Annotated in this window: 20 protein-coding genes; 6 read left to right on the top strand and 14 right to left on the bottom strand. The window is 63.6% G+C overall.

The window, feature by feature from the left end:
• Positions 1-26 precede the first annotated feature (26 nt).
• Complete coding sequence (locus tag AB7F49_RS04880) at positions 27-1,298, top strand: 3-isopropylmalate dehydratase large subunit (RefSeq protein ID WP_428520699.1); 1,272 nt, start codon at positions 27-29, stop codon at positions 1,296-1,298.
• On the top strand, positions 1,295-1,783 hold the full coding sequence (locus AB7F49_RS04875; RefSeq protein WP_428520698.1) for a 3-isopropylmalate dehydratase small subunit: 489 nt from the start codon (positions 1,295-1,297) through the stop codon (positions 1,781-1,783). The genes AB7F49_RS04880 and AB7F49_RS04875 overlap by 4 nt, the downstream gene beginning before the upstream one ends.
• Here the strand turns inward: AB7F49_RS04875 and AB7F49_RS04870 are convergent, their stop codons facing one another.
• The 13 genes from AB7F49_RS04870 to dctP all read right to left on the bottom strand — a co-directional run bounded on the left by AB7F49_RS04870 (position 1,784) and on the right by dctP (position 16,378).
• Positions 1,784-2,395, bottom strand: a complete 612-nt coding sequence (locus tag AB7F49_RS04870) for a cysteine hydrolase family protein (protein WP_428520697.1) — start codon at positions 2,393-2,395, stop codon at positions 1,784-1,786.
• Positions 2,392-4,440 carry a hydantoinase/oxoprolinase family protein gene (locus AB7F49_RS04865; RefSeq protein WP_428520696.1) on the bottom strand — a complete coding sequence of 683 codons (2,049 nt, stop codon included), beginning with the start codon at positions 4,438-4,440 and terminating at the stop codon, positions 2,392-2,394. The genes AB7F49_RS04870 and AB7F49_RS04865 overlap by 4 nt, the downstream gene beginning before the upstream one ends.
• The gene (locus AB7F49_RS04860) at positions 4,437-6,122 is read right to left on the bottom strand and encodes a hydantoinase B/oxoprolinase family protein (RefSeq protein ID WP_428520695.1); all 1,686 of its coding nucleotides are present in this window, start codon (positions 6,120-6,122) and stop codon (positions 4,437-4,439) included. Before AB7F49_RS04860 ends, AB7F49_RS04865 begins: the two co-directional genes overlap by 4 nt.
• Positions 6,115-6,969, bottom strand: coding sequence for an isocitrate lyase/PEP mutase family protein (locus tag AB7F49_RS04855; protein WP_428520729.1), 855 nt, complete (start codon positions 6,967-6,969; stop codon positions 6,115-6,117). Before AB7F49_RS04855 ends, AB7F49_RS04860 begins: the two co-directional genes overlap by 8 nt.
• A gap of 4 nt (positions 6,970-6,973) precedes the next feature.
• The gene (locus tag AB7F49_RS04850) at positions 6,974-7,678 is read right to left on the bottom strand and encodes an ABC transporter ATP-binding protein (RefSeq protein ID WP_428520694.1); all 705 of its coding nucleotides are present in this window, start codon (positions 7,676-7,678) and stop codon (positions 6,974-6,976) included.
• Entirely contained in the window at positions 7,668-8,420 is a 753-nt protein-coding gene (locus AB7F49_RS04845; RefSeq protein WP_428520693.1) for an ABC transporter ATP-binding protein, read from the bottom strand. Before AB7F49_RS04845 ends, AB7F49_RS04850 begins: the two co-directional genes overlap by 11 nt.
• Positions 8,413-9,375 carry a branched-chain amino acid ABC transporter permease gene (locus tag AB7F49_RS04840; RefSeq protein ID WP_428520692.1) on the bottom strand — a complete coding sequence of 321 codons (963 nt, stop codon included), beginning with the start codon at positions 9,373-9,375 and terminating at the stop codon, positions 8,413-8,415. Before AB7F49_RS04840 ends, AB7F49_RS04845 begins: the two co-directional genes overlap by 8 nt.
• A complete protein-coding gene (locus tag AB7F49_RS04835) occupies positions 9,372-10,244 on the bottom strand; it encodes a branched-chain amino acid ABC transporter permease (protein ID WP_428520691.1) in 873 nt (290 codons plus the stop codon). The genes AB7F49_RS04840 and AB7F49_RS04835 overlap by 4 nt, the downstream gene beginning before the upstream one ends.
• Positions 10,245-10,284: 40 nt before the next feature.
• Positions 10,285-11,523 carry an ABC transporter substrate-binding protein gene (locus AB7F49_RS04830; protein ID WP_428520690.1) on the bottom strand — a complete coding sequence of 413 codons (1,239 nt, stop codon included), beginning with the start codon at positions 11,521-11,523 and terminating at the stop codon, positions 10,285-10,287.
• Positions 11,524-11,768: 245 nt separating this feature from the next.
• Positions 11,769-13,406: an alkaline phosphatase family protein gene (locus tag AB7F49_RS04825; RefSeq protein ID WP_428520689.1), complete on the bottom strand. Its 1,638-nt coding sequence runs from the start codon at positions 13,404-13,406 to the stop codon at positions 11,769-11,771.
• Positions 13,407-13,439: 33 nt separating this feature from the next.
• Positions 13,440-14,798 carry a TRAP transporter large permease gene (locus tag AB7F49_RS04820; RefSeq protein ID WP_428520688.1) on the bottom strand — a complete coding sequence of 453 codons (1,359 nt, stop codon included), beginning with the start codon at positions 14,796-14,798 and terminating at the stop codon, positions 13,440-13,442.
• On the bottom strand, positions 14,798-15,340 hold the full coding sequence (locus AB7F49_RS04815) for a TRAP transporter small permease (protein ID WP_428520687.1): 543 nt from the start codon (positions 15,338-15,340) through the stop codon (positions 14,798-14,800). The genes AB7F49_RS04820 and AB7F49_RS04815 overlap by 1 nt, the downstream gene beginning before the upstream one ends.
• 15 nt (positions 15,341-15,355) lie before the next feature.
• A complete protein-coding gene (gene dctP, locus AB7F49_RS04810; protein ID WP_428520686.1) occupies positions 15,356-16,378 on the bottom strand; it encodes a TRAP transporter substrate-binding protein DctP in 1,023 nt (340 codons plus the stop codon).
• Positions 16,379-16,833: 455 nt separating this feature from the next.
• Between dctP and AB7F49_RS04805 the strand changes: the two genes are divergently transcribed.
• Together AB7F49_RS04805 and AB7F49_RS04800 are read left to right on the top strand one after the other, a co-directional pair.
• Positions 16,834-19,677, top strand: a complete 2,844-nt coding sequence (locus AB7F49_RS04805) for a xanthine dehydrogenase family protein molybdopterin-binding subunit (protein WP_428520685.1) — start codon at positions 16,834-16,836, stop codon at positions 19,675-19,677.
• A 5-nt stretch (positions 19,678-19,682) separates the two neighbouring features.
• Positions 19,683-20,198, top strand: a complete 516-nt coding sequence (locus AB7F49_RS04800) for a (2Fe-2S)-binding protein (protein ID WP_428520728.1) — start codon at positions 19,683-19,685, stop codon at positions 20,196-20,198.
• 35 nt (positions 20,199-20,233) lie between these two features.
• On the opposite strand, the gene AB7F49_RS04795 is transcribed toward AB7F49_RS04800, so the two are convergent.
• Entirely contained in the window at positions 20,234-21,286 is a 1,053-nt protein-coding gene (locus AB7F49_RS04795) for a tripartite tricarboxylate transporter substrate binding protein (RefSeq protein WP_428520684.1), read from the bottom strand.
• 302 nt (positions 21,287-21,588) lie between these two features.
• Here AB7F49_RS04795 and AB7F49_RS04790 point away from each other — a divergent pair, with 302 nt between their 5' ends.
• Together AB7F49_RS04790 and AB7F49_RS04785 are read left to right on the top strand one after the other, a co-directional pair.
• Positions 21,589-22,278, top strand: a complete 690-nt coding sequence (locus AB7F49_RS04790; protein WP_428520683.1) for a glutathione S-transferase family protein — start codon at positions 21,589-21,591, stop codon at positions 22,276-22,278.
• Complete coding sequence (locus AB7F49_RS04785) at positions 22,271-23,500, top strand: CaiB/BaiF CoA transferase family protein (RefSeq protein ID WP_428520682.1); 1,230 nt, start codon at positions 22,271-22,273, stop codon at positions 23,498-23,500. The genes AB7F49_RS04790 and AB7F49_RS04785 overlap by 8 nt, the downstream gene beginning before the upstream one ends.
• Positions 23,501-23,527 lie beyond the last annotated feature (27 nt).

The raw sequence follows: 23,527 nt of genomic DNA, 5'->3' as shown, positions 1-23,527 counted from the left end.
CAAAGGACGGTTCCCGCGCCATGGGGATGACGCTTTCAGAAAAGATTGTCGCCAGAGCGGCCGGTCGCAGTTTCGTCTCTCCTGGTGAAATCGTGACCTGTGCGGTCGATCTTGCAATGATCCACGATTCCGGCGGGCCGCGCCGGGTCGAGCCGATTTTGCGGCGCCTCGGCAGCGGTGTGTGGGATCCCGCCAAGGTCGTGCTGATCACCGATCACTATGTGCCGGCGACGGATGACGAAAGCCGGCGCATCCAGGAGATCACGCGGCAATTCGCGGCCGATCAGCGCATCGTGAACTTCTACGATCGGCAAGGCATATGCCATGTGGTGCTGCCCGAGCGAGGGCATCTCAGGCCAGGCATGTTCGTGGTTGGCGGCGACAGCCATTCTCCGACCGGCGGTGCGTTTGCCGCCTACATGTTCGGGGTCGGCGCAACCGAGATGGCCGGCGTTCTCGCCACCGGCGAAATCTGGCTTCGGGTGCCGGAAACAATCCGCATCGAATGGACGGGCCGGATCGGACGCGGCGTTTCGGCAAAGGACATGATGCTGCACCTTTGTGCACGGCTTGGAATGGATGGGGGCCGCTACCAGGCGGTGGAATATACCGGCGAGGGCGTCCGTGCGCTGCCGATGCAGGAACGCATGACCTTGTCCAACATGGCGGCCGAGCTCGGCGCCCAGGCGGGCCTGATCGAGGCGGACGAGACGACAGCGGCCTGTCTCGGTGCGGCCGGTGTTGCTGCCGAACAGATTTCACAATGGCGCAGCGATACCGGCAGCAAGGTCTCCGAACATCATGTGTTTGACGCGAGCGCGCTTGCGCCGCAGGTCGCCGCTCCGCATAGTCCAGCCAACGCGGCGCCGGTTGTGGAACACGCCGGCACGAAAATCGACGTCGCCTATATCGGCGCCTGTACGGGGGCCAAGCTGGCAGACCTGCGGATGGCAGCCGAGGTGCTGCGCGGCCGCAAGGCCGCGAAGCATGTCGATCTGGTCTGCGCGCCGGCCTCGTTGCGGGATCAGGAGATCGCGCGCGGCGAGGGAACGCTCGCCGCCATTCTCGACGCTGGCGCGCGCCTCCTGCCGAATGCCTGCGGCATCTGCGCGGGATATGGCGACGACCGCCTCGGCGAGAATATCGTGGCGATGTCGTCGACGGCCCGGAATTTCAAGGGCCGGATGGGGGCTGCGAGCTCGAAGGTCTATCTCGGCTCGCCATACACGACGGCGGCGTCCGCGATCGAGGGTCAGATCGCCGATCCTCGGCCTTATCTGCAAGCGGGGCGGGCGTGAGCGGCCGCGCTTTCGTCTTCGGCGACGATATCGACACGGACGTGCTGGCGCCCGGCCGCTACATGAAAGGTCCGATTGAAGGGCTTGCGCAACATTGCCTGGAAGCCGTCGACCCGGACTTCGCCAGGAACGTCCGGCCGGGCGATTTCGTTGTCGCGGGCCGCAATTTCGGGATGGGCTCGTCGCGCGAACAGGCGGCGCAGGCGCTGAAGGTGCTGGGCGTGTCGGCGGTTGTCGCCAAGTCGTTCGGCGGCATCTTCTATCGCAACGCGCTCAATCTCGGTTTGCCGGTTGTCGTTTGTGCCGGTAGTGATGCGATAAATCCGGGAGACCGGCTCGGCATCGACCTCGCACGCGGCCACGTCATCAACGAGACCTCCGGCCGTACGCTGCAAAGCGAGCCTTTGCCGGCCTTCCTCCTCGAGATGCTGGCGGATGGCGGCCTCGTTGCGCATCTTGAAAAGCGGTTTACGCGGCGGGCCTGATCATTGCCTCTTCATCGCCGCCATGAAATCCGCGCATGTCATCACCTCGGCGACCGAACGCAGCGCGGTCACATTGGCTTCGTGCACTTCGTCCGAGAACGCGGCGCATCCGTCCTCCAGCAGAATACAGTGCAGGTCGCGCACATGCGCATCGCGCAGCGTCGACGCCACGCCGCCATTGGTGACGATGCCGCAGAATGCGAGCGTTTCGATGCCCGCCCTGCGGAGAACCCATTCCAGCCGGCTCATGTAGAAGGCCGAATAGGCGACCTTCTCCACCGAAAGATCGGCCGGCTGCAACATGTCCACGAGCGCGTGCCCGAAACTCCCGGGAGCGAAATCGCCCTTGCGCAGGAACGGGCGCAATGCCTTCAGATGCGGCGAGATGAAGGGCTCGCCTTGTCTGCCGGGAACCAGGGTGAAGTGGGTCGAGATGATCCAGCCGCCGGCCGCGCGAACCGCATCCGCGACCGGCCGCACACGCGATGGCAGCGCAGCAATGGCGGCAGAGGTCGCCCCGCCGCGGGCGTAAGCGCCCTGCGGATGCAGGAAGTCGTTCTGCATATCCACGATCAGGAGACCGACGGTTTCAGGCGCGGAAAGACCGGTCATGACGAAAGCCGTTCGATGATGACATTGCCGAAGCGATCAACGCGGCCCCGAAGATCAGGTTCGATGAAAATGGTGGCGTCGTCCTGTTCGAGGACGGCAGGACCTGCAATCACGGCATCGACAGGCAGCGCGCGACGGGCATAGACCGCGGCGGATTGCCAGCGCCCGTCGACATAGACTGGCCTCTCGGCCTGCCTGGCGTCGGCCAGACTGCCACCGGTCGGGGCAAGCCTGGCGAGGTCGAGCTTGGGGCGGCGGCCGACCGCCGCAACATGCAGGTTCAGTACTCTCGCCGCAATCCCCTCCAGCAGCCGGCCATAGACCTGCCGGTAACGCCGCTCGAAGGCGTCCTGCAGCAACGTTCGGTCAAACCCGCGGTCGGCGCTCCAGTCGAGCGGTACGGCAACGGTATGGGTCTGACCGACATAGAGCATGTCGCACGAGACCAGCACCTCTCGCCGCTCGAAGGCAACTCCGGATCGATCAAGCAAACGCTTGCCGCGCTCGGCCCTGTCGGCAATCTCGGCATTGAAGGTGTCGAAATGCATCTCGTCGGTGGTGCGGTTCACGGTATGCACGAAGTCATGACGCATGTCGGCGATCACGCAGCCGAGCGCCGAGGTCACGCCCGGATAGGGCGGCACCAGCGCGGCCTTGAGCCCGACTTCCTTCATCAGCGCGCCGGCATGCAACGCGCCGCCGCCGCCGAACGGCATCAGCACAAAGTCGCGCGGATTGTGCCCGCGCTCGATGGAGACCAGGCGAATGGCGCCGGCCATGCGGCTGTTTGCGATCCGCACGATGGCGTCGGCGGCTGCGGTCGGATCGAGGCCGAGCGGATCGCCGACCTGCTTCCGGATGGCCGCCTTCGCTGCTGCCACATCGAGCCGGGTCAGACCGCCGCCGATAGGGCGGTCCGGATTGATGCGCCCGAGCACCAGATTGGCGTCCGTCAGCGTGGGGCGTTCGTTGCCGTGGCCATAGCAGACCGGCCCGGGCACTGCGCCCGCGGATTCCGGGCCGACCTGCAGAAGGCCGCCGCGATCGACATGGGCGATCGAGCCTCCGCCCGCGCCGATGGTGGTGATCTCGATCATCGGCGTGCGGATGACCAGACCGAAATCGATCGCGGTCTGCGCCGCGAGTGCAGTCTCGCCGTGCGCGATCAGCGAGACGTCGAAGCTGGTTCCGCCGACGTCACCGGTTACGACATTCGGGAAGCCCGCGGTTTGTGCGATATGCGCCGCGGCGATGACGCCGGCCGCGGGGCCGGAAAGGGCGGTTCGCACCGGCATCGCCTTCGCGGTGTCGACCGTCATGACGCCGCCGTTCGACTGCACGATCAGCAGTTGCCCTGCGAATGCCTGTGCGCGGAGTTCGGACTCGATCCGGTCCAGATAATCGGCCACGACCGGCTGAAGATAGGCATTGAGCACGGTGGTCGAGCTGCGCTCGAACTCGCGGATTTCGGGAAGTATTTCGCTCGAGATATTCACATAGGCATTCGGCCAGACGGAGCGGATCGCCTCGGCTGCGACCTGTTCGTTTTCGGCATTGGCGTAGGAATTGATGAAGGTTATCGCCACGGCCTCCGCACCTCGGGCGAGCAATTCGCGCGCTCGTTCCCGCACTTCGGCGGGATCGACCGCGGCGCGCAGGGTTCCGTCCGCCAGCACGCGCTCGCGCACCTCAACGCGGCGCTCGCGTGGTACGACAGGCTCGAACCGGCCCCACAGGCCCCAGGTCTGCGGCCGGTCGCGGCGGCGCATCTCCAGCACATCGCTGAAGCCTTCGGTTGCGATCACGCCGGCCGTGCCGCCCTTGCGCTCAAGCAGTGCGTTGGTGCCGACGGTTGTACCGTGCACGATGGTGGTGACCGCCGAAATGTCGTCCGTGCCCTGCCGGATGCCGGCGAGAAAACCCGCAGCTTCGCGTCCGCGCGTGGACGGCACCTTGGCAATCCAGGACGTTCCGGTCTTCTCGTCAAGACAGAACAGGTCGGTAAATGTTCCGCCGACATCCACGCCGATGACAACACCGCTCATGCCGTTCCCGTCTTGCCGTAGACGCGCGCCGCTGCCTCGCTGCTCACGTAGCCGTTGCGGATGTCATTGGCTATGGAAGCCTTGGTGCGGTCGCCAACGGGGCCGTAACCTCCACCACCCGGGGTTTCGAGCCGTACCCGCTCACCCTTCGCGAGCTTGATGCCAACCCATTTCGACGCCATCGGCGGCGTTTCCCTGACTCCATTGCTTCGGATCACACTGAAGGCGTTGAGCGCGCCGGGACCGCCACCGAGCACCCCAGGCGGAGAGAAGCGTCCACGCTCCCCGAACAGGAAGACATCGGCCTGCTCTTCGAGCAGCTCAATTTCATAGACCGCACCGAGACCGCCACGATGCCGGCCAGGGCCACCGCTATCGGGACGCAGGGCCCAGCGCGTGAACATCACCGGATAGGCGGCTTCCAGGATTTCCACCGGGGGAATGGTCGCGGTCGAGATCGGCGCATTGCCGTGATTGAGCCCGTCCCCTTCGGGGTGTCCGCCATGGCCGCCGCCGAAGAACGAGAACATCACCCAGCGCCGTCCGTCCCTGCGGTGACCCGCCAGCGATAATGCGTTGATCGTGCCGTAGGCGCAGCCATTGACGCGATCCGGACATGCTCGCGACAGCGCGACGAACACCGTATCGATCATGCGCAGGATGGTTTCGGTATAGCCTCCGACCGGCTTCGGCCATTTCGCCGCCAGAATTGAGCCTTCAGGGATCACGAAACGGATCGGGTCGAGCACCCCCGCATTGGCGGGCACATCGTGAAAGATATGCTTGAGCGCGACATAGCAGGCTGCAAGAGCGGTCGAGCGCGAGATATTGACCGGACCCGCGCAGGCCTTCGAACAACGCGAGAAATCGAGCGTCATCGCATCGCCGTCGACATGCAGGTCGAGGGCGATCGTCAGCGGCTCGTCGCGGATGCCGTCGTTATCGAGATGATCCTCGGCGGAATAGGTGCCGTCTTTCAGCTCGGCGATGTTCATGCGCATCAACCGGGCGGCCCGGTCGCGCAATTCAGCCATCGCTGCAGAGACCGTTTCGTCGCCGAACTCGTCAAGCAGTGCGGTAAGGCGGCGCGCGCCGAGATCGAGCGCGTTGATCTGACCGTTGAGGTCGCCGTAGACGCTGTTGGGCAGGCGTGAATTCGCTGTCACGATATCCACCACGTCGGTCCGCAACTTGCCCTTTTCGAACAGTTTGACCGGCGGGATCAGCATCCCTTCCTGGAAGCATTCGGTCGCCACCGGATTGTAATTGCCGGGCACATTGCCGCCGACATCGTGCCAGTGGCCGACCGATGCCAGCCAGCAGAACACGCGGCCCTCTCGGAAGAATGGCCGCACCAGCTTGAAGTCGGACAGGTGCGTGCCGCCGTCATAGGGATCGTTGAAGATATAGACATCGCCATCGGCGAGGTCGGGCTGACGGCCCGACTTCTCGATCACCGCCTTGACCGCAAAGGCCATGGCGCCGACGAAGATCGGCAAGCCGGCCTTGCCCTGAACGAGGGTTTCGCCGGTCTGCGCATGATAGAGCCCGTGGCTGGCGTCGCGCGCCTCCGCGATGATCGGATTGAAGGCGGCGCGGAACAGGGTCGCGTCCATTTCATCGGCGATCTGTTCGAGGCGACCTTTCAGGACCGCCAGCGTGACCGGGTCGAGGCTACTCATAGCGTCGACCGAGCTTGAGCATGTCATCCGTACCGACGATATCGTTGATGCCCTTGAAGTCGAGCATGCGGTCGCGGAAGGGCGCGGTGGCGCCGTGCGCCTTCAGGCTTGAGAAATAGTCATTGAGGTGATGGGCCAGCGCCCGCACCGTGCCGCCCGGAAAGATCGCGATCGAAAATCCCAGCCGCTCAAGTTCACCGGCATCGCTGAGCGGCGTCTGGCCGCCTTCCACCATGTTCGCGAGAATCGGCACTACACCACCGAAGCGCTTGCCGATTGCCGCAAGCTGTTCGGCCGATTGCGGCGCTTCGATGAACAGAACGTCCGCTCCGGCGGATCGATAGGCTTCGGCGCGTTCGAGCGCGGCGTCGAAGCCCTCGACCGCGATGGCATCGGTGCGCGCAATCAGAAGCACATTATCATCCGGCCTCGCATCGAGCGCGGCGCTGATCTTTCCGACCATCTCGGATTGCGGGACAAGCTCCTTGCCCGCCAGATGGCCGCAGCGCTTCGGCGTCACCTGGTCTTCCAGCTGCAGCGCCGCGGCGCCGGCCTGAGCCAGCAGCTTCACGCTTCGCTGCACATTCAGTGCGTTGCCGAATCCGGTGTCGATGTCGACGATCAGCGGGATCGTGACCCGCTGGTGGATTGCCGTGACGATATCGACAAGTTCGCTGAGCGAGACGAGCCCGATATCCGGCCGCCCGAGACGGGTGTAGGCGATCGAGGCCCCCGACACATAAGCAGCCTCGAAACCGGCGCGCTCGATCAACAGCGCCGACAAGGCATCGTAGCAGCCGGGTGCGATGACCAGGCCGGGTGTGTTCAGGCGCGCGCGCAGGCTGATCATGTTACAATCCGAGATACGCCTTTTTCAGTTGCGGATCGTCGCGCAGGGCGGCGGCAGGCCCTTGAAGGGTTACGCTGCCATTTTCCAGCATATAGGCGCGGGAGGCGATGGCGAGAGACTGTATGACATTTTGCTCCACCAGCAGAATGCCAGGTCCGTCTGCACGGATGCGCTCGATCAGGCCGAACATTTCCTCGACCAGCAGCGGCGACAGTCCGAGTGACGGCTCGTCGAGAATGAGCAGCTTCGGTTCCGCCATCAGCCCACGCCCGATCGCGAGAATCTGCTGCTCGCCGCCCGAAAGCGTCCCGGCGGTCTGGGCCAGGCGCTCCCCGAGGCGCGGAAAGATTTCCACGGCACGGTCAAGATTGCGGGCACGGTTCCCCCGTCCCCTCCGGTAGCTGCCCAGTTCGAGATTCTCCCGTACGCTGAGATTGGGGAATACGCGGCGCCCCTCCGGCACAAGGATGAGCCCGGCGGCGACCATCGCAGCGGCATCCCGGCCGGTCATGTCAGTCTCCTGGAAATGCACGGTCCCCGACCAGGGCGGCATCAATCCGCTCAAGACGCGATTCAGGGTCGACTTGCCGGCGCCGTTCGAGCCGAGCACCGCGATAACCTCGCCTTCGCGCACATGCATGTCGACGCTGCGCAGGACAGGAACCACGCCGTAGCCCGCATCCAGGCTCTTCACGTCAAGAAGCATGGGGTGCCTGCAACTGACTTTTCACCCGCTCGGCAGCGCCGTGCCCGAGATAGGCCTCGATCACCTGCGGATCGTTCGCCACCTGCGCGGTGCTGCCGGACGCGATAATGCGCCCATTATTGAGGACGTAGGCGCGCTCGGAGAGGCTGACCACCGCCTGCATCACATGTTCTATGAGCATGACGGTGACGCCGCCGTCGCGGATCGAGCGTATGATCGGCACGATCTCGGCAATCTCCGCCGGGTTCAGCCCGGCCATGACCTCGTCGAGCAGAAGCAGCTTTGGATCGGTTGCCAGCGCGCGCGCCAGTTCGAGGCGCTTGCGGCCGGCGACCGTCAACGTCGCGGCTGGCTGGTCGAGGCGCCGGTCGAGGCCGACGCGCGCAGCAACGTCGTCAGCCTTTGCGAGCGCATCGCGGCGGTGGCGCCGATGCAGATGCGCGCCAACCGCGATATTTTCGCGCACGGTCAATGCCCCGAAAGGCTGAACGATCTGAAAGGTACGCACCATGCCGCGCGCGCAAATGAGGTGCGGGGGCAGGCCGGTGATCGTCTCTCCCAGAAATCGGATACGGCCTGTGTCGGGCGGTGTGAAGCCGGTAATGGCCGCGAAGAGCGTCGTCTTGCCGGCCCCGTTCGGTCCGATCAGTGCGACGATCTCGCCCTGTGCGACATCGAGGGAAGCGCCATCCACCGCCTTGATGCCGCCGAAGCGCTTGTTGAGGTCGCGGACTTCAAGCATCGGCGACGTCCGGCTTGCGGCGGACCTTGCGAGCGAACAGCCCGGCCACGCCATAGGGCAGGAATCGCAGCGCAACGATCAGGACGATGCCATAAAGCACAAGATTGAGTCCCGGCGCATTGCCGGTGGTCTGCTTCGCCGCCTCTCCCATTGCGTGGAGGATCACGGCGCCGAACAGAGGGCCGAAGACAGTGCCAAGTCCGCCTACGATGCAGACCAGCAGCGCCTCGATCGACATGGCGGGTCCGAACGCGATGTGGCTGTCGACAAAAAGATAATTCTGCACGTAGAACACGCCGACCGTCGCCGCCATTCCGCCGGACAGCGTGATCGCAAGCACCTTGGTACGAACGAGGTCGATACCGAGGGCCTGTGCCGCATCCTCGTTCTCGCGTACGGCCATGAGCTGCGCGCCGAACCGGGAATTTTCCAGCCACACCGCGATCAGGCATCCGATCACGACCAGCACCCAGGCGATCAGGTAGAACACGCGTCGGTCCGCAAACTGGAAATTCTCGATGCTGCGCGACAGCGGGATCAGCATGCCGAAGCCGCTGCCGGTATAGTGAAACGAGGAGACCAGAACCCGCGCGACCTCGGCGAAAGCGAGCGTCACCAGCGCGAAATAGGCGCCGCGCAGGCGATAGCGGAACACCAGGAGGCCGATGGCGCCGCCGACCAGCGCGCCGAGCGCGATTGCACTCGCACCCGCGACATACGCGTTTACGCCATGCCGCACCTGAAGCACGGCAGTGCCGTATGCACCGATGCCGAAAAACAGCGCGTGGCCGAACGAGAACTGCCCGCCATAGCCGCCGAGCACGTTCCAGGACTGGCCAAGAAACGTGAACATGAGGACCAGCAGCCAGAACGACAGCCAGAACTCGGAGCGTACCGTGAAAGGCACGCAAAGCAGAAGCGCGAGCAGGATGATTCCGGCCGTGCGGGCGCTCATGCGCGGGCACCGAACAGGCCGGTGGGGCGGAACAGCAGAACCAGGATGAAGATGACAAAAATTCCGATCTGGCCGAGGCTCTCGCCGAGATACAATCCGCATACCGCTTCGACGACGCCAAGCAGCAAGCCGGCCACGAGCGCACCGGCGAAGCTTCCCATGCCGCCCAGCACCACCGTGGTGAAGGCCACAAGCACGAACGCGTAGCCGACTTGCGGCGTGACATAGAAGGCGGGAAGGAGCAGGCAGGCCGCCGCCGCGACCGCCGCGGTACCGAGGCCGAAGGTCATTGCGTAGATGTGCCCGACCCGGATGCCGACAAGGCGCGCGCCCTCACGCTCTCGCGCCACCGCACGGATCGCTTTGCCGAGATCGGTCCATGCGATCAGCCACCACAGGATCGCGGCAAGAACCATCGCGGCGAAAAAGGCGATGACCTTGGGCAGGGGGATCAGCGCCACACCGAGGTCCACGACTTCGAAGGAATATTTCGTGTCGATCGTACGGGTGGTTGATGTCCACAACCACAGCGCCAGATTGTCGATGATGATGGCAAGTCCAAGCGTGACGAGCAGGATATTCTCGTCGCGTCCATGGCTCGCCGGCTGAATGACAAAACGCTGCAGCGCATAGCCAAGCGCGAAGAAGGCGGGCATCAGGATGAAAATGGCAATATAGGGGTCGATGCCGCCAAGCGCATAAAGAAAGAAGGCGGCATACAGCGCCAGCATCAGCAGGCTGCCATGCGCGAAATTGATGATGTGGAGCACCCCGTAGATCAGCGTCAGTCCGAGCGCGATGAGGGCGTAGACCGCCCCCATCGTCACACCGTTCAGCACCGCGGGAAGCAGCAGCCCGAAATTGAGCATGTCAGTGGCGACGCTGCTGTTTTCAGTATGCGCGCGGAGTTCAAGGGATCGGGAACACCGCTTTGGCGGAAGCGAATTCCTGCGGATAGATCACCTCGACATTGCTTTTGAGGATCTGCGTATTGGCGGGTTGCGCCCCCTCGTTCTGTCCTTTCACGAACCTGGTCGGCCCGTAAGGCATGATGTGATCATTGTAGGTGGAGGAGGCGAGCGCCTCGTTGATCTTGGCGCGATCAGGCGCGCCGGCGCGCTCCAGCGCGTCTGCCAGAACACGCATGCAGGAATAATTGAGCATGACCTCGTAGGTCAGATCCCAGCCCTTCGCTGCGACCTTCTTGGCGAAAGCCTGCGAAAGCGGCTTGGTCGGGTTGTACCAGTGATTGCAGTCCATGATGTATTCCGCCGCTTCCGGATATTGCTTTGCAAAGCCGATATTGGAGGCTGCCCCGCCGAGCATCGCGTAGACCGCGACCTTTGGCTTGACGCGCTGCTGCTGCAGGGTGCGTGACATCAGGATGAAGTCGTTCTTGTAGTTCGATGGGATGATCAGGTCGGGATTGGCCTGCCGGATCTGCAGGGCGATATTGGTGAAGTCGCGCTGCGGGGTCGGGTGGCTGAGAGCCTGCAGGACCTGAAGCCCGAGTTCGGGCAGCTTCGCGCCGAGAAGCTTCGCCATTCCCGATCCGAACGCGCCATCCTCGTGCACGATCACAACCGTCTTCGCCGGATTGCCGGCGGCTGAATTGATCTTCTGCAGCGCATCGAGCGCGAACGAAGTGACCTTGCCGAAGCCTGGCGCAAAGCGGAACGTGGTCGGCAGTCCGCGCGTAACGATGGCATCGACCACGCCGACATCGACCAGATGCGGAAGGTTGTGCTTGGCCGCGGCCTGTGTGGTTGCAAGCGCGATACCGGACGCATAGGGTCCCTGGACTGCAACGACGCCCGCTTCCGCCAGCCGGTCGATCTCGGCGGCGCCGACTTCGGGCTTGGATTGGGCATCCGCGAGCATGGCGTCGATCTTGGCGCCGCCCATCGACTTGATGCCGCCCGCGGCATTGATTTCCTCGATCGCGAGCAGCGCGCCCCTGCGGCATTGCTCGCCCTCATAGGCCAGCGGGCCGGTGACGGGATGCAGCACGCCGATTTTCACCGGCTGGCCCTGTGCCCGCAGCACGGCGGGCATTGCAAGGCTCATCGCCGCGAAACTTGCGGTGGCCATCACACCGCGGCGGGTCATACCCTGCCGATACGCGCCGGATTTGTCTTTCTTGCTCATCTGAAGAACTCCATTTGAGTAAAGCTTCCAGGACACCTTGAGACTTGAACCCGCAGCCGGGCATTCCCAACACTCCGCCTCCGCCCAATTATGAACTGAACTTCGGGGCTAAAGCCATGCCCGCCCTGCGGACTTCCGGAAGCGTTCCCGGAAATTGCGCGCTTTTCCTGCTCCGGACGCGATAGCGCTGCCTTGCCTTCCAGGTGATCGCGCGCCGTGACCGCGGGGAAGATCAAGGCCGTTCATCAGGGTCGGTCGCTGAATTTCTTGCCGAAATGCTGTTCGTAATCCCCTTCGTCCCAGACGCCGATCAGGATGCCAGGCGGCTCCCGGTTGGACATTTTTTCGATCTGCTCGGGTGAACGGGTGATCCGGTTGTGATGCCGCCGCGCCCATTCGAAGATCGCTTCGTGCATCCGGCTTCGCACCCCCTCGTAATCCGGATCGGCGCCGAGGTCGTTCAGTTCCTGCGGATCGTTCTGCAGGTCGAAAAGCATCGGCCGGAAGCCTTCCGCATGCCAATACTTCCAGCGCTTGTCGCAGATCATGATCAGTCGCGCGTTTTCCTCAGGGATGCCGATTGCGACGCGCGCATAGCGCGTGCCGTAATCGTATTCGGAAATCGCATATTGGCGCCAGGGCGTGGTGCCGGTCCTGTGCAGAAGCGGTGAAAGCGACCGGCCTTCCAGAATATGCGGCTTCGGCACTCCACCGAAATATTCGACAAAAGTCGGCGCCAGATCGATGCCTTCGACCAGATCCTCGGACACGGTCCCGCGGGTCGCGTCCGCCTGTCTGCGCGGATCGTAGATGATCAGCGGAACGCGGACGGATGCATCATGGAACAGGTCCTTCTCGCCCATCCAGTGGTCGCCGAGATAGTCGCCATGGTCGGAACTGAAAACGATCATGGTGTTCTCGAACAGGCCGCGTTCCTCCAGCCATGCGAACAGCCGGCCCATCTGATCGTCGATCTGCTTGACGAGACCCATATAGGCCGGGATCACGCGTTCGCGCACGCCCTCCCGCGAGAACGCCCTGCAGATGCGCGTGTTCTGATAGGCGCAGAACACCGGATGATCGGTCTCGCGTTCCGCGTCGGATCGGACCACCGGAACAAGGTCTTCGGCGCCATACATATTATGATACGGCTCCGACACGATATAGGGCCAGTGCGGCTTGATGTAGGACAGGTGGCACAGCCACGGCCTGTCACCGGCCTCCTGGATGAAGTCCATCGCCCGGGATGTGATGTAGGGAGTTTCCGCGTGCTCATTCGGCACGCGTGCGGCCAGGTTGCTGTAGCGAAGCAACCATCCCGACAGCAATTCGCCGTCGTCGCCTTCGCCCGAATTCGCCCAGTCCTCCCATGGGTTGCGTGCGTCGAACCCGTGCTGGCGCAAATAGGTGTCGTAACGCGGATCGGGATCGAAGGGTCCATAGGGGTGCAGGCCGTCGTCGCGTTCATACGGTTCGAAGCCGCATTCTGCGATGGTCACGCCGATCCACGAATGCGGGTCGATGGCAAGCCATTCCATGCCCTCGCGGTCCGGGATCATATGGGTTTTCCCGACGATGACCGGTCGCACGCCGAGTGGTCGCAAATGGTCCCCCAGCGTGGGCTCGCCGACGCGCAACGGGATTCCATTCCAGGTTGCCCCGTGCGAGCGGCAATAGCGCCCAGTATAATAGCTCATGCGGGAGGCGCCGCAGATCGGGGACTGCACATACGCGCGATTGAAGCGCACGCCCCTGGCGGCAAGGGCGTCGATATGGGGCGTCTTCAGGGTCGGGTGGCCGTAACACGAAAGGTAGTCCCAGCGAAGCTGGTCCGCCATGATCCACAACACGTTGCGGACCGGCTTTGATTCCGTGTGGCTCATGCCTGGATTCTCCCTGACGACCATTCGGCGATTTCAGCGGCTCATATAGCCCGGTAGGAAGGTTGCGACCGAAGGAACGGCGATGATGAGCGCGAGGCCCAAAATCATCGCGACGACAAATGGCCATACGCCTCTGAATATGGTCCAGATCGATACGTCCGGGATCATGGAGTTCACCACAAAGACATTCATCCCGATCGGCGGGGTGATCAGACCGAGTTCAACGACGATGATGACGACAATGCCGAACCAGATCAGGTCGACGCCCATCGGGCCGATGATGGCGGCGAACACCGGAACCGTCAGGATCAGCATCGCAAGACTGTCGAACACGCAGCCGAGAACGACATAGACCAGACACATCGCGAGCACCACTCCGGTTGGAGAGGCGTTCAAGCCCTCGATCCAGGCTGAAATCTCCGCGGTCATTCCGGCCACGGTGATGAAATTGGAGAAGACCAGCGCGCCGAATGTGACGACGAAGATCATGCCTGTTGTGATCCCGGTCTCCACCAATGCGTCGTAGGTCCCGCGCCATCCCAGACTGCCTCGCACCAGCGCAAAGAAGAACGCGCCTGCCGCGCCCACTCCGGCGGCTTCCGTCGGCGTGAAGACGCCAAGGTAGATGCCGCCGATGATGATGACGAAGAGCAGCACGATCCCCCAGATGCGCGACAGCGCGTGCAGGCGAGCGGCCCATGCCACCCGTGCGCCCGCCGGTCCGATCGCGGGGTCGATTGCGGTCTGCGCTGCAATCGCCGCCATGAACAGGCCGGCCAGCAGCAGGCCCGGAACGATGCCCGCGATGAACAGCTTGCCGATGTCGGCTTCTGCCAGAATCCCGTAAATCACCATCGGCACGCTGGGAGGGATCAGAATCCCGAGCGTTCCGCCCGCGGCGATTGAGCCTGTCGAGAGGCTGTCAGCGTAACCGTAGCGACGCATCGAAGGCATGGCCACTCGCGCCATCGTCGCCGCGGTCGCGATGGAGGAGCCGCATACGGCGGCAAATCCCCCGCAGGCGGCAATCGTGCTCATCGCGAGTCCGCCGCGGCGATGGCCGAGGAATGCGTTGGCGCTGTCGTAAAGCTCGGTGGACAGGTCGGCCCGATGAATGAAGGCGCCCATCAGCACGAATAGCGGAATGACGGTCAGGCCGTAATTTGTCGAGATGTCGAACATCTGCTGGCCGGCCATTGCCATGCCGGCCGACAGGGAGGTCCAGTCGATGGAAAGACCGGCACCGTCGAACTGGACCAGAGAATTGCCCACCATGCCCGAACGCATGGCGGCGAAACCCACGATGCCAACGAGGATCAACGCAAAGCCAAGTGGAATGCCAGCAAGCGCGAGTGCGAGGACGATTGCGAAACCGATGATGGCCGGAAACATCAATCGATTCCGGTTTGCGCCGACGGTGGATGCCCGAAGGCATCGCGGCCGCAGAGATCGGCCAGAAGCTTGACCAAAGCCACCAGCGCGGCGAGCGTCGCGAGCGCGGTCATGATCCAGGCAATTGGCGCCAGCGGCAATTGCAGAAATCCGGAGACCTGCTGGGACCGGCCGAGCACGCTCGCCTGCACGCCCATGCGCCAGGCGATGACGGCAAGCGCCGCAAGGGAGACCAGCAAGATGACGGCGCGATAGACGCGCCGCGTCGTACCCCGCAGACGGTTCTCCAGAATGGAAACGGAAAGGTGGCGTTCGGCGCCGGTCGTGAGTGGCAGCGAGGCGAATATCACGACCGCCATGAGATATTGCACAATTTCAAAACCGCCGGGCACCGGTGTGTTGAGAAGATAGCGCCCGACCACGTCGATCGCCGTGACGGCCATCATGGCAAAAAGCAGGATTGCCATGATGGCGTTCATCGCATGTTCGACATGGCGCGCGATGGGGACGAGCGGCGCTTGCATGTCTTTGGGCGCGGCCACGGCCTCTAGCCCGCGCTATTCCTTCGCCGCCTTCTTGGCTTCGGCCAGATAGAAGTTCAGCGCCTCGCGTCCGTCCACGCCGAGTGCCTTGGCTGACGCGATCCATTCTTCGATCAGCGGCTCCCAGGCCTTCTTCAGTTCGGCATTGAACGCCGGCGTGGCAGCAGCGATGACGCCGCCGCCGGCAAGGTATTTCTTCTTCAATTCGGCATTCTGCTCATCGATCAGCGCCGAACGACGCGCCAGCGCTTCTCCGGAAAGCTTCAGGATCGCCTCCTGATCCTGGGGCGAAATCTGTTTCCACTTGGCGGCGGAGATAAAGACCGAGAATTTCGGCGAGAACACCGCGCCATCGACTTCCGTTACCGCACCGAGATATTGCAGAACCTTGAAGGCATTGAGATCGCCGTATTCGATGCAGCAGAATACGTCGACGACGCCCTTCGACACGATCTCATGCATGCGCACCGCCGGTCCGGGTACGACCGATACCCCGGTGCGGCCCATGGCTTGTGCAGTCATGCCGGGCAGCGACCACGACTTCTTGCCTTGCAATTCGGCGAGCGACTGGATCGGCTTCTTGTCGATGTTGTAGATGTGGCCTGGCGGTGAGGCGAAGAAACCGAGCAGGACCACGTCCTTGAACGGGTTCTTTTCCGCGAAATACTTCTGATACGTGCGCCACAGCGCGATGGCATCGGCCTTGCCGGACGTCATCGTGCCCGGAAGGAAGCCGATCTGCAGGAGCGGGTGCGATTTCTGCAGGAATGCATTGAACTGAAAGGCTCCGTCCGCAACCCCTGACACAACCATGTTCAGTTGCTCGGGCGGCGGAGCGAGACTCTGGGGCGGACGATTGATCTTCACACGGCCCTGTGTGGCCTTTTCGATATCCTCGAACCACGGGCCGAGCACCTTGGTATAGGTGGGCGACCCAAGCGGCGTGAAGACATTGAACAGCACCGTCGTGGTCTGCGCATTGGCAGCACCCGATCCGATCGAGAACACGAAGGCGGCAACAAGCAGAAGCTTGTTCATGTCAATCCTCCCCAAACAGCGTTCTGGCGCGCTTGTTCAAAAGCGAGATCGAGCCCGCTTCCGGCGGCCGCATTGACGACCGGCGGGAAAGTCTCCCCGCATGGTCAGGGCGTGTCAACCGAGCCGTTTCGGCTCCACCCGCCGCCATGACAGGACTGCCTTCGCTCGGGACGAGCCGCGGTCGTTCGCCAGCACTTGAAAATGGCGGAAGCTGCGAGCGCGGCGATCGGTGGCACCGGTCATATTGCAACTCGTCGTTGCAGGCTTCATCACAACGATCGATACGAAACAGGCGGGGCGGCATTCGGCATGCTGCGCTTCGCTGCTTCAGTCCGAACGCCAAGGTCATTTTCGGTGCGGGGTTCGGCCGCGGCCAATTCAATTTGGTGGACGAATTTGAGGATCACGAAAGACTTCGGCATTATACAGCCTGGTCCTGAAGGAGAGTCGGGACATTGCCTGGATCGGCACAGCGCGGGATCGACCGGCGAGCATTCCTGCGCCTGGCAGCCGTGGGCGGCGTTGCGATTGCCATCCGGCCCTTTCATGCGCTCGCGCAGGCCTTCTCCGGAGACGCCGGATCGCAGCCGGTCGCGGGTCCGGTCTGGCAGGGCGCGCCGGGAATGGCCCGACAGCGGATCGAGGGCTTTGCCAAGGTCAGCGGCGCCAAAATCTATGCGGCTGATTTCCGCGCGCGCGACATGCCGGGATGGCCAAACGAGACCGCGCACGCGCTTCTCGTCAAGGCGACCGATGCGAGCCACGTGTTCGAGGGCCTCGACACCGATCTGCTTTCGGTCGCTCTGCGGCCCGACCGCGTGGTGATGGCGGCCGATCTGGCTGCGGCGAAGATCACGGTGCCGGGCTTCTATAAGGGCGACCTGCTGTGCCCGTTCGGCCAGACGCCGCTCTATCTCGGCCAGCCGCTGGCGCTGCTGATCTGGAACGACTTTGCCCGTTTTTTCGCGGCGCGGAGTGCCATTGCCGCCCTGACCGGGTTCGTGAAGACCGGCGCCAGAACCGGACCGGTCGCGCAGGAGCCCTACGGCTCCTATCACTTCGTGCGCGTCGCCGGTCCGACACCGGAGAGCGACGACGTCTATTCCGCGCTCAAGGCCGGATGGGCGCGGCCGACCCGCTACATCGAGGATGAGCCGCAATGGGCGGCTCCCGCGCAGTCCGGCTCGGCCGATGCCGAGGCGACATTCTATGGTGACCGGATCAGGGCCGGGTTCAAGGCGGCAGGCACCGACACGCTCGTCCTCGATCGCACGTTCCGGACGCAGTCGATCGATCCGGTCTTCCTCGAGCCGGAAAGCGCGCTGGCCTGGTACGACGCAAGCCGGCGCAATCTGGAATTCGTCGTCGGCGTGCAGAGCCCGCACTGGATCGCGACCAACGTCGCATCGCTGGTCGCGAATAATGAGCACGACCTGGCGGTGAAGGATATCGTCGCGCATTGCGCCTATGTCGGCGGCGGCTTCGGCGGACGTGACTATTCGATATTCCCGCTCTATGCGGCAATCGCTGCGTTGTTTTCGCCGGGCCGGCCGGTTCGGCTGGCCAACAACCGCTACGATCAGTTTCAGTTCGGGCTGAAGCGCCACGCCTTCAACATTCGCAGCCGGATTGCGGTCGACAAGGCGAGCGGGCGAATGACCGCCTTCGCCTCCGATCAGGAACTTGATGGCGGCGGCCTTGCCAATCTTTCCGCAGCCGTCGCGCTGGTCGGCGCGGCGGCGACCATCGGCATGTACGACGTGCCCAAGGTCGACGTGATGTCGGTTGCGCGGCATAGCCGCGCGGTCACCGCGGGATCGATGCGCGGCTTCGGCGCCTTCCAGACCATGACGGCGCTGGAGGTTCTGATCGACGAGACCGCCGCCACGCTGGCGCTCGACCCGGTCGAATTCCGCCGGCGCAATATCCTTCAAGACGGTCGCAAGACCATGCTCGGGAACGCCGTGACCGGCCATGTCCGCTGCGCCGAGGTGCTGGATCGGCTTGCTGCCAAACCGCTCTGGGCCAACCGCGCCGCCGAAAAGGCGCGTCGCGCCGCAGCCTCGCCGGACAAACTCTATGGCGTCGGCCTGTCCTGCCTGATGATGGAATATGGCAGCGGCTCCGACCCCGCCTATGCGCTGGTCGAACTGGACGCGTCGGGCCGGATCAGCCTCGCCTCGCAGGCGGTGGAGATCGGCAACGGCATCGCCACAGCGCTCGCGGTCCGCGTCGCCGACAAGCTCGGCAGGGCAGCCGACAGTGTCAAGCTCGGCGATCTCGATCGCTGGGATGTGCTGGGCCTGGTTGCGCCCGACGATCCGTTCTCGATCACCGCCGAACACCAGGAGGAGGGTGCGAAGAATCCACGCTGGGTGCTCGATGTCGGACAGGACACAACCGCCTGTAACGGCGCGCATGTTCACACCGAAGCTGCGTCCGAAGCCGCGAATATCATTCTGCGCTACGGACTGTTTCCGGCTGCTTTGGCGCTGTGGTCGGCGCGCGGCGCCGGGGCAAGCAGTGTCGACGTGCGCTTGGAGGATATCCGCTTTGCCGATGGAAAGCTCGTTGCGCCCGGCCGCGCGCCGCTCGCGCTGCCCGACCTCGCGGCGAAAGCGCATGAACTGGGGCTTGTCACCGCGGCCATGGTTCACAGCTACAATCGGTGGTCCTGGGCGACGGCCGTATTCGATCTGCCGGGCGGGCGCTACGAGGGCGCTATCGACGCGCTCGCGGTGAAATACGGGAAAGGTGCCGGCGCCGACCGCAAGGCGCTGATGTCAACGGACGGCTTCCACCGTCTCGACCGGACGTCGGTCAGCTTCCCGCCGGTCGCGCTGGAGCGGATCGATGTCGGCTATGCCGGCGCCGCGGGCACCATCGTCGCGCTCGAGATCGATAAGGCGAGCGGGGCCGTCACCATCCTCGACGGCGTCACCGTTCTGGAATGCGGCCGGGCCATCGTCCCCGAACTCGTGGAGGGGCAGGCGGAGGGCGGCTTCGCGATGGGCGTCGGCTACGCGCTTCTTGAAAATCTCCCGCTCTACGAGGACGGCCCCGGCAACGGCCAGTGGAATCTCGATCAATACACCATCGCCCGCGCCTCGGATCTGCCGGTGTGGTCCTACACGACGGAGGTGCTGCCGCCGCTTGCACCGGCCGATGCGCCCAAGGGGATCGCCGAACTGGTGATGTGTCCGGTGCCGGCCGCGATCCTCAACGCGATCAGCGATGCGACCGGCAAGCGCTTCGCGACACTTCCAGTGACCGCCGATACGATCAAGGCAGCGCTCTGATGCAGATGACCACGATATCGGTTACGGTGAACGGCAAGCCGACAGGACCGCACAAAATCCCCGCTGGTCTGTCGATGAACGATTTTCTGCGTGAATATCTCAATCTCACGGGCACCAAGTTCGGCTGTGGCATCGGCCTGTGCAGCGCCTGCGTGATCATCCATGACAGGGCGGATGGCACGTCCGTGACCGCGCATACCTGCATCAACGCCGCGCAGTCGTTCGACGGCCAGTCGGTGCGCACCATCGAGGGTCACGCGCAAAATGGCGTTCCGACAAAGCTGCAGTCGGCGTTTCTCGATGCCTTCGCGTTTCAGTGCGGTTACTGCACGCCTGGCTTCGTTGCCGCAGCGCAGGTGCTGCTGGAAACGCTGGCGAGGGCGCCGGTCGCACGATCCGGCGTCGAGGCGGCGGTGGCAAGCGCGCTCGACGGACACCTCTGCCGCTGCACCGGCTATGTGCGCTATTACGCGGCCTTGCGTGATCTGATCCTCGCGGACACCCGCTTGACGAAAGCCTAGGCGATCTCCGACGTCGCATCCGCCGCGAAATCAAGCTATTTGGCGCCAATCTTGGTGTCTCGCACGATGCGGCCGTAATTGCCGTGCTGCTCCTGCAGGAGTGTGCCGAATTTCGAGCCACACAATCCCACGGGAGAAAAGCCGAGAGCGGCAAGCTTATCCTTGAGAGCCGGCGTTTGCATCGCAGCGATGAATGACGTCCCGACTTCGGCCACCAGCGGTTTCGGGGATTTGATCGGCATGAAGGCTCCCCACCAGAGATCGACTTCGAAATTGGGAAGTCCCGCTTCCGCCGCCGTGGGTACATCCGGGGCCTGGGCGATGCGCGATCTGGATGTGGTGGCGAGCGCGCGGAGCGTTCCCTGCTTCAGATGCCCGGCGACTGCCGCAAATTCTGTATAGACTGACGAGATGTGCGAGCCGAGCAGGGAATTGAGCGCCGGCGCACCGCCATTGAAGGGCACATAAGTCAATTTTGCATCGGAAGCCTGCGCCAGCATTTCGACGCCGACATGCTTGGCGGTTGCGGCGCCTGCGCCTCCGACTGTCACGCGACCGGGATTGGCGCGCGCGTCATTGAGCAGATCGCTCAGCGTCTTATAAGGCGAGGCGCTGTTCACCACGAGGATACCCGGGGAACTGACCAGATAGCAGACCGGTTCCAGGCCCGCGATGGCATCGAAGCTTGCCTTTCGCGCGTGCGAACTGACCAGCATATCCGGCGCGTTGATCAGGAGCAGGTTGCTGTCGGCTTCTCCCCGCGCCACCGCCTCGGTCGCTATCATGCCACCGGCGCCGGTGCGGTTCTCGACGACGACCGACCATTTCTGGCTTGCGCTCAACTGATCGCCGAACAGCCGCGCCACCGTATCCGCGGCTCCGCCCGGCGCCTGCGGCACGATGATTCGGATCGGCTTGGCGGGCTCTGCCCCGACCGGAATCGATGCAGCCGCGATTGCAAGCGCAGCGAACAGCGAAGTGAGTGACGATGCGCGATACTGCCTTGCTTCGACATTCACACCGGGTTTGATCGGCGTCGCGAATGCCGGTACCGCTTTTTCACAGGGAATTTCATCGGAGGGTCGCATTATCGTTCTCCACAAGATGCCACGTGTCACAGCCGAAAATGCAAGCGATATGCCGCACGGCTCGGGCCGGTCGCTGGACAGCACGACTAATTCTTTTCCTGAGAATGAGATTTTCTGCTTGGTGGTTGAGAACTCTGACGCGCTGCTGCTGAAGTGGGCAGGCGTCGACAAGGGCAAGGCGCGCTGTGTCTCAGGCTAATTACAAAACACTGGCGGCGCAGACCGTTTGACGCATGATCTGTCCGATGCGCAGCACGCGTAAATCTGGCAGGAAGTTTGATGGAGCGGATGCGCGCTGAAACATGAAGCTGCATTCGACGATAACGTCGGCTTTCGCACGCAAGGTGTGGGTTGTCGCGCACGAGACCGGACTGAGCGGGCGCATCGAGCGCATCGCGACCAATCCACACATCGACGAGTATCTGCGTGAAGACAATCCGCTCTGCCGCATTCCAACGCTGGTGCTGGATGACGGCGACGTGTTGTTCGATTCGCCGGTTATTTGCGAATATCTCGACAGTCTCCATTCGGGCCCGAAGCTGTTTCCGCCGACCGGCGTCGAGCGCTGGTTCGCGTTACGGCTGCAGGCGCTTGGCGACGGCATCGTCGATACCAACATCGCGCGGCGCGACGAACTCGCACGTCCGACAGCGGAGCAGAGGCAAGATCTTGTCGAGCATCGGAGGCGCGGCGTGGACGCAGGCTATGCCTGGCTCGATGCGAGGATCACGGAAATCGGGCTGGCCCCGCTCACGATCGGGCAGGTTGCCATCGGGTGCGCGCTCGGGTGGTCGCTGATCGCCTTTCCCGAGGACCCCTGGCGCAAGAACCATCCGCGTCTTGCAGCCTGGCATGCCGATTTCGAGAAGCGTCCGTCCATGGCTGCGACCCGCTACGACACGCTGAAGCGGACCCTGCCGGCCGCGCAGATCAAGGCGGGGCCGGCCGCTACTCCGCTCGCCGAATTGTCGCAAAGACGCGCACATGGCTGACACATCCGGCACCAAAAGCTCCCGGCCCGCGCGTGCCCTTGACGGAATTACCGTCGTGGAAGTGTCGACATTCGTTGCGGGGCCGTTTTGCGGCTCGCTGCTGGCGGAGCAGGGTGCCGATGTCATCAAGATCGAGCTGCCGAAAACCGGCGATCCGTTCCGGCGTGTCGGCCACCTTTCCAGCCTGGGGGTCTCGTTCGCCTTTCTCAGCGAGCAGCGCAACAAGAAGTCCGTCACCCTCGATCTGCGCAAGCCAAAAGGGGCCGCGCTGTTTCTCGCTCTGGTCGAGCAGGCGGATGTCGTGATCGAGAATTTTCAGGTTGGCACCCTGGAAAAATGGGGAGTCGGCTGGGACGCAATCCAGCGCAGGAATCCGAGGGCCATCCTGGCGCGGATATCCGGCTTCGGGCAGGACGGACCGTATCGCCACCGCGCCAGCATCGGCCGTATCGCCAACGGCTTCGGCGGCATCAGTTTTCTGACCGGCGAACCCGACCGGAGCCCGGCAAATCCGGGTTCGCCCATGCTCGCCGACTACACCTCCGGCATCAATGCGGCGCTCGGCATCATGTTCGCACTGCGCGCGCGCGAGGCGACCGGCCGCGGGCAGGTGGTCGATATCGGAATGTACGAGACCATATTCCGGCTTACCGATGAAATGGCAGCGGTCTATGAGCAGACCGGAAAGGTGCGCATGCGGCACGGTGCGGCTGCGCCGCATGCCATTCCGCACAATCATTACCGTACGAAAGACGACCGCTGGATCGGCGTCGCATGCACAAGCGACAAGCTCTGGACCCGGTTTGCGCAGGCGATGGACCGAGCCGACCTCGCCCGCGATCCTGGATATGCGACGTATGCCACGCGACTGGACAGGAGGGAAACCCTGGAACAGATCGTATCGGAATGGGTCGCCCGTCACACCCGCGACGAGGTGCTCGCGGCATGCGTGAAGGCTGACGTACCGTGCGGGCCGATCTTCGGGATCGATGAGATTTTTGAGGACCCGCAATATGCTGCACGCGGTACGCTGGCGCGGGTTGATGACGACCGGCTCGGGCCGGTCACCGTGCCGAACGTTGTGATCAGGCTGAGCGATACGCCCGGTCACGTGGATACGCTTGGGCCCAATCTCGGTGCACACAATGAGGAAATCTTGTGCGGACGCCTCGGGCTTTCGCCGGCCGAGCTTCGCGAGCTGAGTGATCGCGAGGTGATTTAGCCTTGTATCCAGGCATTCTCGCGCGCC

Origin of the sequence: Pseudorhodoplanes sp. (genome assembly GCF_050250235.1) — a bacterium.
Lineage (GTDB): Bacteria > Pseudomonadota > Alphaproteobacteria > Rhizobiales > Xanthobacteraceae > Pseudorhodoplanes.
This window is presented reverse-complemented; position numbering and strand designations above follow the sequence as displayed.